The following is a 13,688-nucleotide window of genomic DNA, read 5'->3' on the forward strand; positions in this document are numbered from 1 at the left end:
TAGATGAGGTATGTCTCATCATTTTACACAAAGTTTACAAAACGAAAACACAGGATTGATCTTCGCTTTCTATAATCAAATTGTAAAACACATAAGGGGGATACCTAAGACAATGAAAAAGAGTATGCTATTGGTTTTGACATTGGTGTTGAGCTTGACGCTGGCGGCATGTGGTCAAAACAACAATGCGGCACAAAACAACACGGCTGGAACGAACGGCAGCACTACGGATGAAGCATCCGCGAACAACGGCGGCAACGCAGCAACGTCGGAACTTTCCGGGTCGATCCTGGCGGTAGGTTCCTCGGCATTGCAACCTTTGGTAGACCAAGTATCGAAAAAATTCATGGATCAAAATCCTAAAGTTTCTATACAAGTTCAAGGTGGAGGCAGCGGCACGGGTCTGACGCAGGTCTCCGGAGGACAGGCGGACATCGGGAACTCCGACGTTTTCGCGGAAGAGAAACTGGAAGCTGCTCAAGCCAGCGAACTGGTTGACCATCAAGTTGCAGTCGTGGCGATGGCTGCCGTCGTGAATCCGGATATCACCATCGACAATTTGACAAAAGACCAACTGGTACAAATTTTCACGGGTAAAGTCACGAACTGGAAAGACCTTGGCGGTCCCGATCAAGCGATTCAAATCGTCAACCGTCCTTCGAGCTCCGGGACTCGCGCAACGTTCGAGAAATATGCTTTGGGCACAAAAACGGAAGACCTGCAAGGTTCGATCCAAGAGGATTCCTCCGGTACGGTTAAGAAGCTTGTCGGCGAAACGCCGGGGGCGATTGGTTACCTTGCCTTGTCCTACCTTGACGATTCCGTCAAAGTTGTGAAATACGAAGGCGTTGAAGCTACAGAAGAGAACGTAGCAAACGGAACTTATCCGGTATGGGCCTATGAGCACATGTACACCAAAGGCGAGCCAAACGAAGTTGTTAAAGCGTTCCTGGACTTCATGGTTTCCCCTGACGTACAAGGCGACAACGGCGACGTTGTAGAGCTTGGTTATATTCCGGCAAGCAAAATGCAAGTTCAACGCGATGTGGATGGCAAGATCACACAGAAGTAACCAATAGGACTCGATAACATCATATCGGCGCGGCAAGAGGCGGACTGTTCTGCCTCTTTCTGTGCTGTTATTAAAGGGAGAGGTTTCATGGCTCAGTCCGGCGGAAGAAAAAAAATACAACCGCATATCGTCGAGGAATGGACCGGCAAAATTTACGCTTCGTTTTGTATCGTATTGCTGGTCGTCACCATCTTCTCGATGGTTTATTACGTAGCAACCAAGGGGTTAAGCACCTTTTTTCAAGACGGGATCGCATTTCGCGAAATATTCGGCAGTACGAACTGGAAACCGGATGGGGAACCTCCGGTATTCGGTGCCCTTCCGTTTATTTTGGGCTCATTCGGCACCTCGATTTTGGCGGCGTTGATCGCGGCCCCGCTCGGCATTTGCGCAGCTTTATTTATGGTCGAAATTATGCCAAAGTTCGGGAAGAAATATCTGCAGCCGGTCATCGAATTGCTGGCTGGGATCCCTTCCGTTGTATATGGTTTTGTGGGGCTCAGCGTCATCGTGCCTTTCTACCGGGATATTTTCCCGGGACAAGGTCTTGGTATCTTGGCCGGAGCGACCGTGTTGTCGATTATGATCTTGCCAACGATAACTTCGATTGCCACCGATGCGCTAGCTGCTCTGCCTCCCGGTTTGAAAGAAGGTTCTTACGCACTCGGCGCAACGCGCTGGCAAACCTTGTATCGGACCGTTTTGCCGACAACCATGCCGGCTTTATTAACTGGGGTCGTATTGGGCATGGCCCGGGCTTTCGGGGAAGCCCTGGCGGTACAGATGGTCATCGGGAATGCGCCGCATATTCCGCGTTCTCTCTTTGAATCCACCTCCACCTTGACCAGCGTGATTACGCTGAGTATGGGGAATACGGTGATGGGATCGACGCAAAACAATGTCCTTTGGACGCTGGCGCTGATCTTGATGCTAATGACGTTCATATTCGTCTTTATCGTCCGGTGGCTGGAAAGGAGAGCAAAACGATGAGCGCAAAAACTGTAGACAAAATCGCAACGGCCGTCATTGTCGCTTTGGCCGGATTGATCGTTCTCATTATGGCGGGTTTACTCGGCTTTATTTTAGTTCGGGGGTTGGGGCATATCAGCTTCGACTTTCTTACGTCACCGCCCGAAACGATTAAGGAAGGCGGCGGGATCGGCCCGCAATTATTCAACTCTTTATTCCTTCTGGTCTTAACGATGATCATCACCGTACCGCTAGGTATCGGGGCAGGGATCTATATGAGCGAATATGCCAAACCGGGGAAAATCACCGATTTTATCCGGTTAATCGTGGAAGTGTTATCCTCCTTTCCGTCGATCGTCGTTGGTTTGTTCGGTCTGCTCGTACTCGTAAATGTATTCGGATTTGGGTTTTCCCTGTTCTCGGGTGCATTGGCTTTAACGATTTTTAATCTGCCGCTGATGGTGCGGATCACGGAGCAGGGATTAGCCAGCGTGCCGCAGGCTCAGAAGGAAGCCAGTTTGGCGTTGGGCTTGTCCAAATGGAAAACGATCCAATCGGTCATGCTCCCGATCGCTACGCCGATTATCCTGACCGGGACCATTCTGGCTGCAGGTCGCGTGTTTGGCGAAGCTGCGGCGCTGCTGTTCACCGCCGGCATGAGCAGTCCGCGGCTTGACTTTAGCAACTGGAATCCGCTTAGTCCGACGTCACCGCTAAATCCGTTCCGTCCGGCGGAAACGCTGGCCGTTCATATCTGGAAGATCAATTCCGAAGGTTTGGCACCGGACGCACCCGAAATCGCCGCCGGCGCTTCGGCCGTACTGATATTGACCGTGCTGGCATTTAACTTGCTGGCCCGCTGGCTCGGACGCGTGATGCTCAAGAAATTTACGGCGACGAAATAGGAGGACGAAGCCAAGTGCCTAATATCGAATTATCAACGAAAGACTTAAGTGTTTTTTACGGAGAGAAGCAAGCCGTTAAGAATATATCGCTTGATTTTGCCTCCCGGCAAGTTACCGCATTGATCGGTCCTTCCGGCTGCGGTAAATCCACCTTTCTGCGCAGCTTAAACCGGATGAATGACCTCATCAGCGGAGCAAAGATCACGGGAGAAATCTGGATCGGGGAAGACAATATCAATGCTCCGAAGACGGATGTCGTGCTGCTGCGGCAAAAGATCGGCATGGTCTGGCAGCGTCCGAACCCGTTCCATAAGTCCATTTATGAAAATATCGCTTTCGGGCCGCGATACCACGGGATCCGGAATAAGAAGAAGCTGGATCAAATCGTCGAGGAATCGCTTATCAAAGCGGCGCTATGGAACGAGACGAAAGATCGACTGCATACCTCCGCCTTAGCTTTATCCGGCGGCCAACAGCAGCGCCTCTGCATTGCCCGTTCGATAGCGGTTAGTCCGAGCATCATCCTGATGGATGAACCGGCTTCAGCCCTGGATCCGGTGTCCAGTGCCAAAATCGAAGAATTGATTGCTGATCTGAAGAAGGATTATTGCATCATCATCGTGACGCACAACATGCAACAAGCGGCTCGAGTGTCAGAGAAGACGGCTTTCTTCCTGATGGGGGAACTGGTCGAGTATGACGATACGAGCAAGATCTTCACCAATCCGTCCGAGAAACGGACGGACGATTATATTTCCGGTCGGTTCGGTTAAGCCCGGCTGCTGGATTCACCAAACAAACAGGTCAAACCGGGGACTCCCTTTCCGGTCTGGCCTTCTTCTCGTTTTCGGGGACAATACCGGGCCCGGGGCGGGGGTTCGCCCCGTCCGGGGTCCCTTTTAGATTGGAAAATCTCCGTATATACTGATAACATGGAAGAAAGGACACAAGTGGCGTTGGCAGCGCCTGGAATGACTAAAGGAGATTAGATCATGAACGTGCTGGATTGGATAGAAAGGATGTTTGAGCAATACGGCTATTTTGTCCTGCTGCTCGGACTTCCCATCGATTTTATCGCGCTGCCGCTACCGCCGGGTCAAACGACATTGACCTATACCGGATATTTGGCTTATAAGGGCCTCCTTGATTTTCTGCCGGCTGTGCTGGCCGGATACGCAGGGGCGGTGATCGGAGTGACCATCACCTATTGGATCGGACACCGGGTTGGCGCGCCGCTGATCGAACGGTACGGAAAGTGGATTCTGGTAAAACCTTCGCATTTGGACAAAACAAGACGAGTCTATGAGAAATATGGCAACAAGATGCTGTTGATCAGTTTCTTCGTGCCTGGTGTTAGACAGTTTTTCGGTTATTTCGTCGGTATTATCCGCATCCCATTTCGAACCTTCGCTTTGTATGCATACACCGGGGCAGCTCTTTGGGTCGTTACTTTTGTGAGCATTGGATTTGTGTTTGGCGAACAGTGGCAGGTCGCCATCGACCTGGTTGAGAAATATTTGAAGTATTTTTTTATGGGGTTGGGGGCGCTGCTCGTGCTGCTCGTGTATATGAAGTGGCGTCGATGGAGGCTGAAGATAGCCAAACTATCCCGGTAATACCCAAAAGGCGCAGGATGTTGATCCTGCGCCCTTTTTATTTCTTTCGACTTTTTTTATTTTCGGGTTTGCTTCGGAGCAGCATGAATTCGTCAATCAGCGTTTCCTCGGTATCGCTGCTGGATGTGCCGCTGCCGTTCCCTGCTTTTTCTTCCTTCAGCTTTAACAGGGAGAGCAAATCGAAAAAATCCCCGAGCACGGTGAACCCGGCTCCGATAATCGCCAGGTCATCCGAGGAGATATCATTGTCTTGGAGTCTTTGGTACTGACGTCTTTTTTTTCCTCCCAAGAACACCACCTGCTTTTAAGATTGACTTGTTTCATCATATGCAATGAGCAAAAGTCGTGATTAGGCGGCTGCAATGGACCGGATCTGAAGCTCAGGTTATTTAGACAATCTGGCATGAAAAACCCATTTTTGCTGAACTCCGCGAATGTCCCGATCGTTCGCAAGCAGGTCGTAATATGATGTTCTATATTTAAAAAGGAGGGAAAAATCAATGTCGGGATATGAAAATGGCGTAGGCAACGTAGGTTACGGTGGTTTCTGGACTTCTACGGGTACAATCCTGGTTCTGTTCATCCTGTTGGTCATCGTTTCCAGAGCGCTTATCGTATAATCGAGGCGTACACCTCCACAAAGGCCCTGCTGCAGCGGGGCCTTTGTTTTTTTTATAACACTGACCGTAACTGTCAGTGTTTCCTCGCTATACTCAAGTCAAAACTATATTTTGCGGGAGGAAACAAGATGTTTGTCAAAATCGAAGAGTTTATTGAAGCCTGGACGGAGGAGAGTAAATTGACGGAACGCATCATGGAAGCGCTAACCGATGCATCATTATCCCAGCCGATTGTGGAAGGACGCAGAACTTTAGGGCAGATTGCTTGGCACTTGGTTGGATCGATCCATTACATGACCCATTGCGGTTTGAATTTCGCTGGCCCGGCTGGCGGTGAGCATGTTCCTGCATCAGCGGCAGAGATTGCGGAGGAGTACCATCGCATCAGCGAGGCGCTCATCGAGGCGGTCCGATCTGAGTGGACGGACGAACAGCTGCTGGCAACGACGGAAATCGCGGGTGAACCGTGGCCGAACGGAGCCTCACTCCGGTTTACACTCATGCATCAAGCGCACCATCGGGGACAAATGACCGTATTGATACGTCAGGCCGGGCTTCGTCTACCCGATGTCTACGGACCGACTTACGAGTCCTGGATCGAACAAGGAATGGAGCCGCTGGCCTAAAGCGGTCAGGGCGGTTAAAATAGAAGCAACATTTCACCGGAAAGGGTGATGCGCATGTCCAAAGCGGATCATATGTTGTCGATTCTATGGCTCCTTCGGTCTGGCCGGAAGATGACCGCCCGTCAGTTGGCCGACGAGCTGGAGGTTCATATCCGTACTGTGTACCGATGCATCGACTCGCTCTGTGCCAGCGGCGTGCCAATTGTGGCCGATGCCGGGCCGGGCGGCGGTTACCGGATTCTCGGCCGATTTGCGGAATCACCACTGATGTTTGACGCGGAGGAGCAGAAGGCGCTGGTGCATGCTTCGATTTTTGCCCGGGAAGCCGGATATCCGTTTAGTGAGGCGTTAATCCGCGCGGTGGACAAGCTGAAGCTGTACACGAACGAAGAACAGCTGGAGCAAATCGAACGCCACGGTCGCGGCATGTCGGTGATCTATCCGCCGGTGGATGAAAGGGAGCAGTCCTTCCTGCAAACTCTGGAACTGGCGTCGGCTGAAGGCTGTTCGCTGGAGATGGCGTACCGGGGAGGTAAAGATGAGGCCGCCGTCGACCGTGTGTTCGATCCTTACGGCATCGTACACTGGAAGGGGAGCTGGTATACTGTCGGCTACTGTCGGTTGCGGCAGCGGCTTCGCAGTTTTCGGGTCGACCGGATCAAACGATTGGAACGTAGCGAGGAGCGGTTCGAACGGCCTTCCCATTTTTCCGCCAAAGCGTTCTTGTTAGGGAATTTGTTGCCGGAGTCGTTGGAGGATGCCTCCTTACTCACGGTGAGAATCCAAGGCCACGAACGAGCCTTAAACGAGCTGCAGCGTCACTGGATGTTTGGTCACACCTTAGTTCAGCGAAACGAAGAGGAGGCGGTTTTCCGGATGGAAAGCGCCTCCTTGCTCACCTATGTGCCTTATTACTTGCTACCGTATGGGAAAGCTCTAACGATCATGGAACCTGACGTCTTGATCAAACGCATGGCGGAAGTCAGCCAGACGATGGCTGAACATTATCAACAGATGCAGGTGCGTAGCACAGAAGGCAAGGAAGGGTAAGCAAAGGTCCGCGCATCACCCTTTCGTTCCCCCTTGCAAACCGAACCCCTTGGACATAAATCGTTGGGATAAGATGTACAGCACAATGGACGGGATTGCGTACATAATGGAGAAAGCAGCGAGATTGCCGTATTCAATCATCCCGTATTGACCAAAGAACTGGTACAGCTTTAGGGAAGCCGGGAAGTTTTCCGGATTTTGCAGCAAAATGTAAGGGACGAAGAAATTCCCCCAGCTGCCTGAGAAGGTGAAGATCGCCACCGTACAGATCCCCGGGACCATCAGTGGCGCAACAACCTTACGGATCCCCATAAACACGGAGGCCCCGTCTACCCAAGCCGCTTCCTCCATATCCAGTGGGACGGAGTCCATGAAGTTCTTCAGCATCCATATGCCGTAAGGCATGGAAGAAGCCACATAAAACAGGATCACGCCGAAGATCTGGTCATATAACTTCAGGCTAAGGAACAGCTGATAAACCGGGACCATTACCGCGGTGATCGGCAGAGAAGTCATGAACAAGATGGTCAGCATAAACGGCTTCTTGTACTTCATCTGGTACCGGGACAACGGATAGGCAGCGAGCAGCGCCAAGATGACGACAAGCACCGCCTGCCCCAGCGACATGATCAAGCCAATCAGGAATGCGCGCTGGTTCTCGCGGCTGGTGATGACCTCGATGTAATTGTCCGCCGTCACCGCCTTCGGCAGCTTCAGTGTTTGCATTGCATTGGCGTCGACGGAAGCAACCGCGACCCATAACAAAGGCAAGACGAAGCAGATCCCGATGAAGGTGAGGATCGCATAGGGCATGATTCGGTAGATGATTTTCCGTTGTTTTGCGCTCATAACGAAGTCTCCTTGCACTTGGACTATTTCAACGAGCGGGTATAGAACAAGCTGAGCACGATCCCGATTAACAGAAGCAGTAAGGAGATCGCGGTGCCGTACCCGAGTTGATAGTTCACGAAGGCTTGGTTGTACATAAAGATTGGCAGCGTGGTCGTGGATGTACCCGGCCCCCCGCCGGTCATGGCGTAGATTAACCCGAAGACGCCCAATGTCTGCAGCGTGACCAGCATCATGTTGGTGGTAAAGGTCTCCTTGATGTAGGGGATAATGATCCGAGTCAGGACCTGCCACCGTGAGGCGCCGTCAACAACCGCGGCTTCTTCCACCTCGCTTGGTACATCGTCCAACGCCGCTTGAAAGACCAGCATCGAGAAGGCCGTGCCGTGCCAAATGTTGGCGAGGATGATGGTCAGCATCGGAACGGTATACAGCCAAGTAACGGCTGGAATTCCCAGCGAGGTGATGATCGAGTTCAGCGTGCCTTCGTCACCGAAGAAGCTGTACAAGCACAATGCGCAGACGATCTCCGGGGTGACCCAACCGGCCAGGACAATCGTGCCGATGACCCGGCGGAACGTCTTATTCTTATGCTTCATAAGCAGGGCGATGAGAAAGCCCAGCACCTGCTGCCCGATGACCGCCGAGCCAAACAGAAAGACGAGCGTATTCCATATGCTGATCTTAACCGTCGGGTCTTTGAACATGTGGAGATAGTTGTCGAAACCGACGAATTTCAGTTCTCTGGCGGATTCCCCCGTTAAGGCGAGGTTCGTAAACGAGTAAAAGAAGGTCAGAAAGACCGGATAGATAAAAAATACCAGCATGATTGCAATCGAAGGGAGCATGAAATACAGCCATGCGTACGAATTTCGTTTTCTGGAGTAACCTTCCGCCGCCATGCTGCTCATTTTTGGATGACTCCGTTCTCACCTACGATGCGGGTCACGTCCTGGGCATACTTTTGGGCTGCATCCGAAGGGGAAGTACCTGTGGCAACCGACTCAACCATCGTTTGGATTTGCGTCGATACCTCCGGGTATTTGTCCTGCGCCGGGCGGAACTCGGCGTTCTGTAAGTATTCCGTAGCGATCTCGTTAAACGGCATTTTTGTGTACCCCGGATCCTTGGCGACATCGGCCCGGACGGTAATATTACCCGAAGCGGTAACCAGCTTTTGGCTGTTTTCCTTATTTAGCGCATATTTGATAAACTCCCAGGCTTCGTCTTTATGCTTGGCGTTGCTTGGAATGGACAAGGCCCAGCCTCCGGCAAGGGTGATGGAACCCGGTGCCTGGCCTTGGCTGGTTGGCATGGGGGCAAAGCCTAACACATCCTTGTATTCCGGCCAAGGGGATGCTCCGGAATCAAGATAGTTTCCCGTGATCCAGGAGCCGTCGAGGGAGATGGCTAGCTTGCCCTGTGGCAAATATTCGCGGGAAGCGGTGTTGCCGGCCTGCCCGTTCAGGACTTTGGAGAGCGGAGGTCCAAGCTTCTCCTTGTTCACGGTTTCAACAAACCCTAACGCATCCAAGATCCCTTGGCTTTGAATGATCCATTTGCCGCTTGCATCGTCATACAGCCGTTCGCCCGTACCATACAAGAGCATTTCGTACGTTTGCATGGACGTGGCTTCCCCGGTCGCCTTTCCCATGTTCATCCAGATTGGAACGATGTCCGGCGCCTTCTCCTTCACTGTGCGAGCCGCATCAAGCACTTCCTCCCAGTTCTTCGGTGTCCAATCCTCGGGGAGGCCCACCTGCTTGAAGATTTGCTTGTTGTACCAAAGCCCGCGTGAGTCGGTATTATACGGTACTCCGTACACCTTGCCGTCGCTGGCGGTTACGCCCTTCTTCATCGCCTCGATGAACGAACCGTTCGTCCAGTCCTCCCAGCCCTTCAACCGTTCGTCCAGCGGTTCCAGATAGCCGGCACTGGCGTCGGAATTGAGGATAAACGTATCCTCTGTTACGATATCCGGCGCAGTATCTTTGGACTTTAAGGCCAAGGCAATCTTGGCAAAATAATCACCTTCCGATGCTTGGATCGGCGCCGGTTTGATCTCGACCTCCTTATTTGGATAATCAGCGGCAATTTCCGTTAGCCAACGATACAGCGAGCCTTTCTCTCCGGCTCCGTCATCCCGGTACGTCACGGTAATCGTTGTTTTTCCGGAACTGCCCGACTTGTCACCGGACCCGGAACACCCGGCTAGCAGTGTCCCGCCCAAGGCCGTGCACAACAAAACGGAAGCGATGGCCCAACTTCTCTTTTTCATGAATGACATGTTGTTCCCTCCCTGTTTTCGTATCCTCTTTGGGTTTGGCTCCTCTCAGGTTGTGAAAGACATTACGTTGTATCCGCTTTCATGCCTTCCAGTAAAACATACTTATCGATAGAAAGATTTATTCAGGAATCGCCTCGAAAAACTATTGACCGAATCGGTTTATGGCAGTATGATCTTATCGACCGATTCGGTTCATGGTGCACGGGAGGTGAAGATATGGAGAAATTTTGGAGTTTGCCCTTGGAAAAACAACATGGCATTATCGATGCGGCTTTAGCGTGTTTCGGTACCAACGGGTACAAGAAGACGTCGATGAACGACATCGCCGCGGAGGCCGGGATTTCTAAGGCGATGGTCTTCCATTATTTCGGCACGAAGAAAGCGTTGTATCTCTATTTGATCAACTACTGCAGCGATTTAGTGATGAACGAAATCAATTCGAAGTTCGATGAAACACTGACGGATTTCTTCGAAAGGATTAAGCAAGCCACGAACATTAAAGTGTCTGTAATCGGGAGGCATGCGGCAGTGCTGTCTTTTTTGACCAGTGTGTATTTCGAAACGAATGAGGAAGTGCGGCAGGACATTACGGCGATTTTGGCCAAAGGGGAGGACATCCGGAATCGGATCGCCTTGTCCGGTGTGGATGAATCGAAGTTTAAGGAAGGTATCGATCTGCAGCTTCTCATGAACATGCTGACCTGGATGGCGGAGGGGTTTACCAGTCAGATGTCCAGGGGGAACAAAATAGATATCGAGGTCATTGCAAGGGAGTTTTTCCGTAGCATCGACATGCTGAAAGCGCAGTTTTATCGGCCGGAGTATTTGTAAGTGGCGGCGGTTTATTCGAGAAGGAGGGCGTACCATGAGCGTGATTGAAGTGAAAAACCTCACAAAGAAATATGGGAATTCGAGAGGCATTACCGACGTAAACCTGCAGGTAGAAGAGGGGGAGATCTTCGGCTTTATCGGTCCCAATGGGGCTGGGAAGTCGACGACGATTCGGACACTGTTAGGACTCATTTACCCGACAAGCGGCAGTGCAACCCTGTTTGGCAAGAGCTGCATTCAACACCCCGAGATCCGCAGGGAGCTCGGATATCTGCCTTCGGAAGTCTTTTATTATGATGGCATGCGCGTGATCGACTTACTCAACTATTCCGCAAGCTTTTACAAGAAGGATTGCACTAAACGAATCAAGGAACTGGCAGAGCGAATGGACTTGGATCTGAAGAAGAAAATCGACGACCTATCCTTCGGGAATAAAAAGAAGGTTGGAATTGTGCAGGGGCTGCTTCATGAGCCGAAACTCATTATTCTCGACGAGCCAACCAGCGGGCTGGATCCGCTGATGCAGCAGACCTTTTTTGAACTGGTCGCGGAGGAGAACCGGAAAGGGGCGACCGTATTTTTCTCGTCCCATATCCTCAGTGAAGTGCAGAAGATGTGCAGCCGCGTCGCCTTCATTAAGGAAGGGCGGATCATCAAACAAGAGAAGATAAGCGACCTGCAGGACAACAGTTACAAGAAAGTTAGCTTGGAGGCAAAGTTCGCGATCGATCCGACTGCTTTCCAAATGGACGGTGTCAGTAATCTTGAGTTGAAAAGCTCTGCGGCCAGCTTCATCTTTAAAGGCAACCTTAACGCGATGATGCAAAGAATTGCCGAGGTTGAACTGACCAACATCTCTATCGTGGAGCCTGATTTGGAGGAAATCTTCATGCATTACTATGTGAAGGAGGAATAGCTGCCATGAATATGGTACTGCATGAACTGAAATCAATGAGGAAATCAGCGATTGTTTGGACCTGCGCAATGATCGCCTTGGCTGCGCTCTACTTGTCCATTTATCCCAGCGTAGCGAGCGATGCGTTGGATTTCAAAAAGCTGCTCGGCAGTTACCCGGAATCCGTTCAGGCCATGCTGGGCATTGATTTGGATACGGTCACCTCGATCTTGGGGCTATATTCCATGATTTTCTCCTTTATCGCTTTATGTGGCGCGATCCAGGCAATGAACCTTGGTGTATCGATTCTGACCAAGGAGTCGAGGGAGAGAACAGTGGATTTTCTACTGGTCAAACCCGTGTCGCGAGCGCAAGTCGTCAACTCCAAACTGTTGGCAGCTTTGCTGATCTTGGCGGCGATGGATATCGTCTTCTACGCGGCAACGTCGCTTATCGCTAACGGAGTCAAAATAGAGGATTTCAGCCAAAAGCTATTTTTGATGATCAATTTGACTCTACTTTTTGTTCAGCTCATGTTCCTGGCGATCGGCATGGCGTCCTCCGTGTTTTTTACCAAACTCCGGAGCGTCCTTCCGTTATCGCTGGGCGTTGTGTTCGGATTATATTTGATTGGCGCCTTGCTCGCGACCGGGGAGGACAAAGAGGTTTTACGTTTTGTCTCGCCCTTTAAATATTTCGAGCCTTCCTACATTCTGGCCCATGCCGGTTACGAGACGCCTTACCTAATCGCCGGCTCCGTTATTGTTGTGGTTGCGATGGCGTTGAGTTACGCGGTATACCTGAAAAAAGATATCCATGCCGTCAGCTAAAAACTGCGCTTTGGACTCGATCGAACGGAGGAGTTGCGATGAATATATTCAGAAGGGAACTCAGGGCGCACCGGAAGGGCCTGATCATCTGGGGCGTGTGCCTGTTCTTGCTGGTCGTCAGCGGGATGAGCAAGTATTCGGCCTATTCTGCCGGCGGCGCGAGCAGCGAGGTATTTGATGCCTTACCGCAAACGATGAAGGCGTTGCTTGGAATCGGGTCGTTTGATGTCACGCAAATGAGCGGATTCTTTGCCATGTTATTTTTGTATATCGAGCTGACAGTGGCTATTCATGCGGTGCTGCTGGGGAGCGGGATCATCGCCAAAGAGGAACGGGATAAAACGGTCGAATTCCTTATGGCGAAGCCGGTGTCGCGGGGAAACGTCATTACGGCCAAACTGCTGGCCTCTTTGGTCCAAGTGGTGATTCTGAATCTCGTCACCCTGGTCTCCTCGCTCGTGATGGTCTCCGCCTACAATAAAGGAGAGGCCATCACAGGGGAAATCCTGCAATTCATGACCAGCTTGTTGCTGGTTCAGTTCATCTTCCTATCGATGGGAACGGCACTTTCAGCCTTGTTGAAACGGCCTAAAACCGCGGGCTCCATTGCCACAGGGATCCTGCTGGGATGCTTCGTCATTTCCAAAATCACCGACTTGACAGACGAACTGGATGCTTTAAACGTGCTCTCTCCCTTTAAGTACTTCAGCTATGAACGCATCGTAAAGGGAGAAGGGATTCATGCAGGGATTGCCGCTCTATCCGTCATTTTGGTGGCGGTGCTGGTCTTTGCCACTTATTCGGCATATCGCAAAAGAGAATTAAACGTTTAAACGTTGCACGGCAGAGGCAGACCTCTGCCCATGAAGCGGCGCGGCCGGATAATCGGCCGCGCCGCTTCGGGATCGGTTGGTCCGTTTCGCCGATGTTCTTGCCGTTTACATGCGATCCGGGGCCGGCAACCCTATCACATCCAGTACATCGGCAATTGTATTCCATCCGGCCTCCGTCTCATTCAAAGAGACGAAGGCTTGCGCGCTCGCGGTACCACTCTTGTTGTTAAACTCCATGTTTAACCACTCTAGGGATAACGGCCTGTTTGCCGTGGTTGCCTACCTCGTATACGTTCAGCAACCAT

The 13,688-nt window shown here is 51.5% G+C and carries 16 protein-coding genes and 1 other annotated feature (1 of these 17 only partly in view); of the genes, 12 read left to right on the plus strand and 4 right to left on the minus strand.

Translation table 11 applies throughout. From position 1 onward, the window contains the following. Window positions 1–112: 112 nt before the first annotated feature. The 5 genes from IM700_RS17160 to IM700_RS17180 all read left to right on the plus strand — a co-directional run bounded on the left by IM700_RS17160 (window position 113) and on the right by IM700_RS17180 (window position 4,562). Window positions 113–1,072: a phosphate ABC transporter substrate-binding protein gene (locus tag IM700_RS17160; protein ID WP_193419088.1), complete on the plus strand. Its 960-nt coding sequence runs from the start codon at window positions 113–115 to the stop codon at window positions 1,070–1,072. A gap of 87 nt (window positions 1,073–1,159) precedes the next feature. Continuing rightward, window positions 1,160–2,062, plus strand: coding sequence for a phosphate ABC transporter permease subunit PstC (gene pstC / locus IM700_RS17165; RefSeq protein WP_155604965.1), 903 nt, complete (start codon window positions 1,160–1,162; stop codon window positions 2,060–2,062). Then, window positions 2,059–2,946 carry a phosphate ABC transporter permease PstA gene (gene pstA, locus IM700_RS17170; protein WP_193419090.1) on the plus strand — a complete coding sequence of 296 codons (888 nt, stop codon included), beginning with the start codon at window positions 2,059–2,061 and terminating at the stop codon, window positions 2,944–2,946. The genes pstC and pstA overlap by 4 nt, the downstream gene beginning before the upstream one ends. Before the next feature lie 14 nt (window positions 2,947–2,960). Then, window positions 2,961–3,719 (plus strand): phosphate ABC transporter ATP-binding protein PstB, encoded by a 759-nt coding sequence (gene pstB, locus IM700_RS17175; RefSeq protein ID WP_193419092.1) that lies wholly within the window; start codon window positions 2,961–2,963, stop codon window positions 3,717–3,719. A 219-nt stretch (window positions 3,720–3,938) separates the two neighbouring features. Then, window positions 3,939–4,562 (plus strand): DedA family protein, encoded by a 624-nt coding sequence (locus IM700_RS17180; protein ID WP_155604968.1) that lies wholly within the window; start codon window positions 3,939–3,941, stop codon window positions 4,560–4,562. Between the two features lie 37 nt (window positions 4,563–4,599). On the opposite strand, the gene IM700_RS17185 is transcribed toward IM700_RS17180, so the two are convergent. Continuing rightward, window positions 4,600–4,857 (minus strand): hypothetical protein, encoded by a 258-nt coding sequence (locus IM700_RS17185; RefSeq protein ID WP_244868363.1) that lies wholly within the window; start codon window positions 4,855–4,857, stop codon window positions 4,600–4,602. A 205-nt stretch (window positions 4,858–5,062) separates the two neighbouring features. Here IM700_RS17185 and IM700_RS17190 point away from each other — a divergent pair, with 205 nt between their 5' ends. The 3 genes from IM700_RS17190 (at window position 5,063) to IM700_RS17200 (ending at window position 6,858) form a co-directional block, all read left to right on the plus strand. Beyond that, window positions 5,063–5,182: a sporulation protein YjcZ gene (locus IM700_RS17190; protein WP_193419096.1), complete on the plus strand. Its 120-nt coding sequence runs from the start codon at window positions 5,063–5,065 to the stop codon at window positions 5,180–5,182. Window positions 5,183–5,310: 128 nt separating this feature from the next. Beyond that, entirely contained in the window at window positions 5,311–5,808 is a 498-nt protein-coding gene (locus IM700_RS17195) for a DinB family protein (RefSeq protein WP_155604970.1), read from the plus strand. A gap of 54 nt (window positions 5,809–5,862) precedes the next feature. Further along, window positions 5,863–6,858 (plus strand): helix-turn-helix transcriptional regulator, encoded by a 996-nt coding sequence (locus tag IM700_RS17200; protein WP_155604971.1) that lies wholly within the window; start codon window positions 5,863–5,865, stop codon window positions 6,856–6,858. A gap of 15 nt (window positions 6,859–6,873) precedes the next feature. On the opposite strand, the gene IM700_RS17205 is transcribed toward IM700_RS17200, so the two are convergent. Genes IM700_RS17205 through IM700_RS17215 form a run of 3 tightly spaced genes read right to left on the minus strand, consistent with a single transcriptional unit; the run spans window position 6,874 to window position 9,994 of the window. Beyond that, window positions 6,874–7,707 carry a carbohydrate ABC transporter permease gene (locus tag IM700_RS17205; protein ID WP_155604972.1) on the minus strand — a complete coding sequence of 278 codons (834 nt, stop codon included), beginning with the start codon at window positions 7,705–7,707 and terminating at the stop codon, window positions 6,874–6,876. Between the two features lie 23 nt (window positions 7,708–7,730). Continuing rightward, complete coding sequence (locus tag IM700_RS17210; RefSeq protein WP_193419098.1) at window positions 7,731–8,618, minus strand: carbohydrate ABC transporter permease; 888 nt, start codon at window positions 8,616–8,618, stop codon at window positions 7,731–7,733. Then, window positions 8,615–9,994, minus strand: a complete 1,380-nt coding sequence (locus tag IM700_RS17215; RefSeq protein ID WP_155604974.1) for an ABC transporter substrate-binding protein — start codon at window positions 9,992–9,994, stop codon at window positions 8,615–8,617. Before IM700_RS17215 ends, IM700_RS17210 begins: the two co-directional genes overlap by 4 nt. Window positions 9,995–10,210: 216 nt before the next feature. Between IM700_RS17215 and IM700_RS17220 the strand changes: the two genes are divergently transcribed. The 4 genes from IM700_RS17220 to IM700_RS17235 are packed head-to-tail and all read left to right on the plus strand — an operon-like array spanning window position 10,211 to window position 13,383. Next, window positions 10,211–10,825 carry a TetR/AcrR family transcriptional regulator gene (locus IM700_RS17220; protein WP_193419100.1) on the plus strand — a complete coding sequence of 205 codons (615 nt, stop codon included), beginning with the start codon at window positions 10,211–10,213 and terminating at the stop codon, window positions 10,823–10,825. Between the two features lie 34 nt (window positions 10,826–10,859). Next, window positions 10,860–11,741, plus strand: a complete 882-nt coding sequence (locus IM700_RS17225) for an ABC transporter ATP-binding protein (RefSeq protein WP_193419102.1) — start codon at window positions 10,860–10,862, stop codon at window positions 11,739–11,741. Window positions 11,742–11,746: 5 nt separating this feature from the next. Beyond that, on the plus strand, window positions 11,747–12,550 hold the full coding sequence (locus IM700_RS17230) for an ABC transporter permease subunit (RefSeq protein WP_193419104.1): 804 nt from the start codon (window positions 11,747–11,749) through the stop codon (window positions 12,548–12,550). A 38-nt stretch (window positions 12,551–12,588) separates the two neighbouring features. Further along, window positions 12,589–13,383 (plus strand): ABC transporter permease subunit, encoded by a 795-nt coding sequence (locus IM700_RS17235; protein WP_193419106.1) that lies wholly within the window; start codon window positions 12,589–12,591, stop codon window positions 13,381–13,383. A 183-nt stretch (window positions 13,384–13,566) separates the two neighbouring features. Further along, window positions 13,567–13,688 (minus strand) — a binding site (T-box leader); it runs 99 nt beyond the window's last position.

It is taken from the genome of Paenibacillus rhizolycopersici (assembly GCF_014947195.2).
Taxonomy (GTDB): Bacteria; Bacillota; Bacilli; order Paenibacillales; family Paenibacillaceae; genus Fontibacillus; species Fontibacillus rhizolycopersici.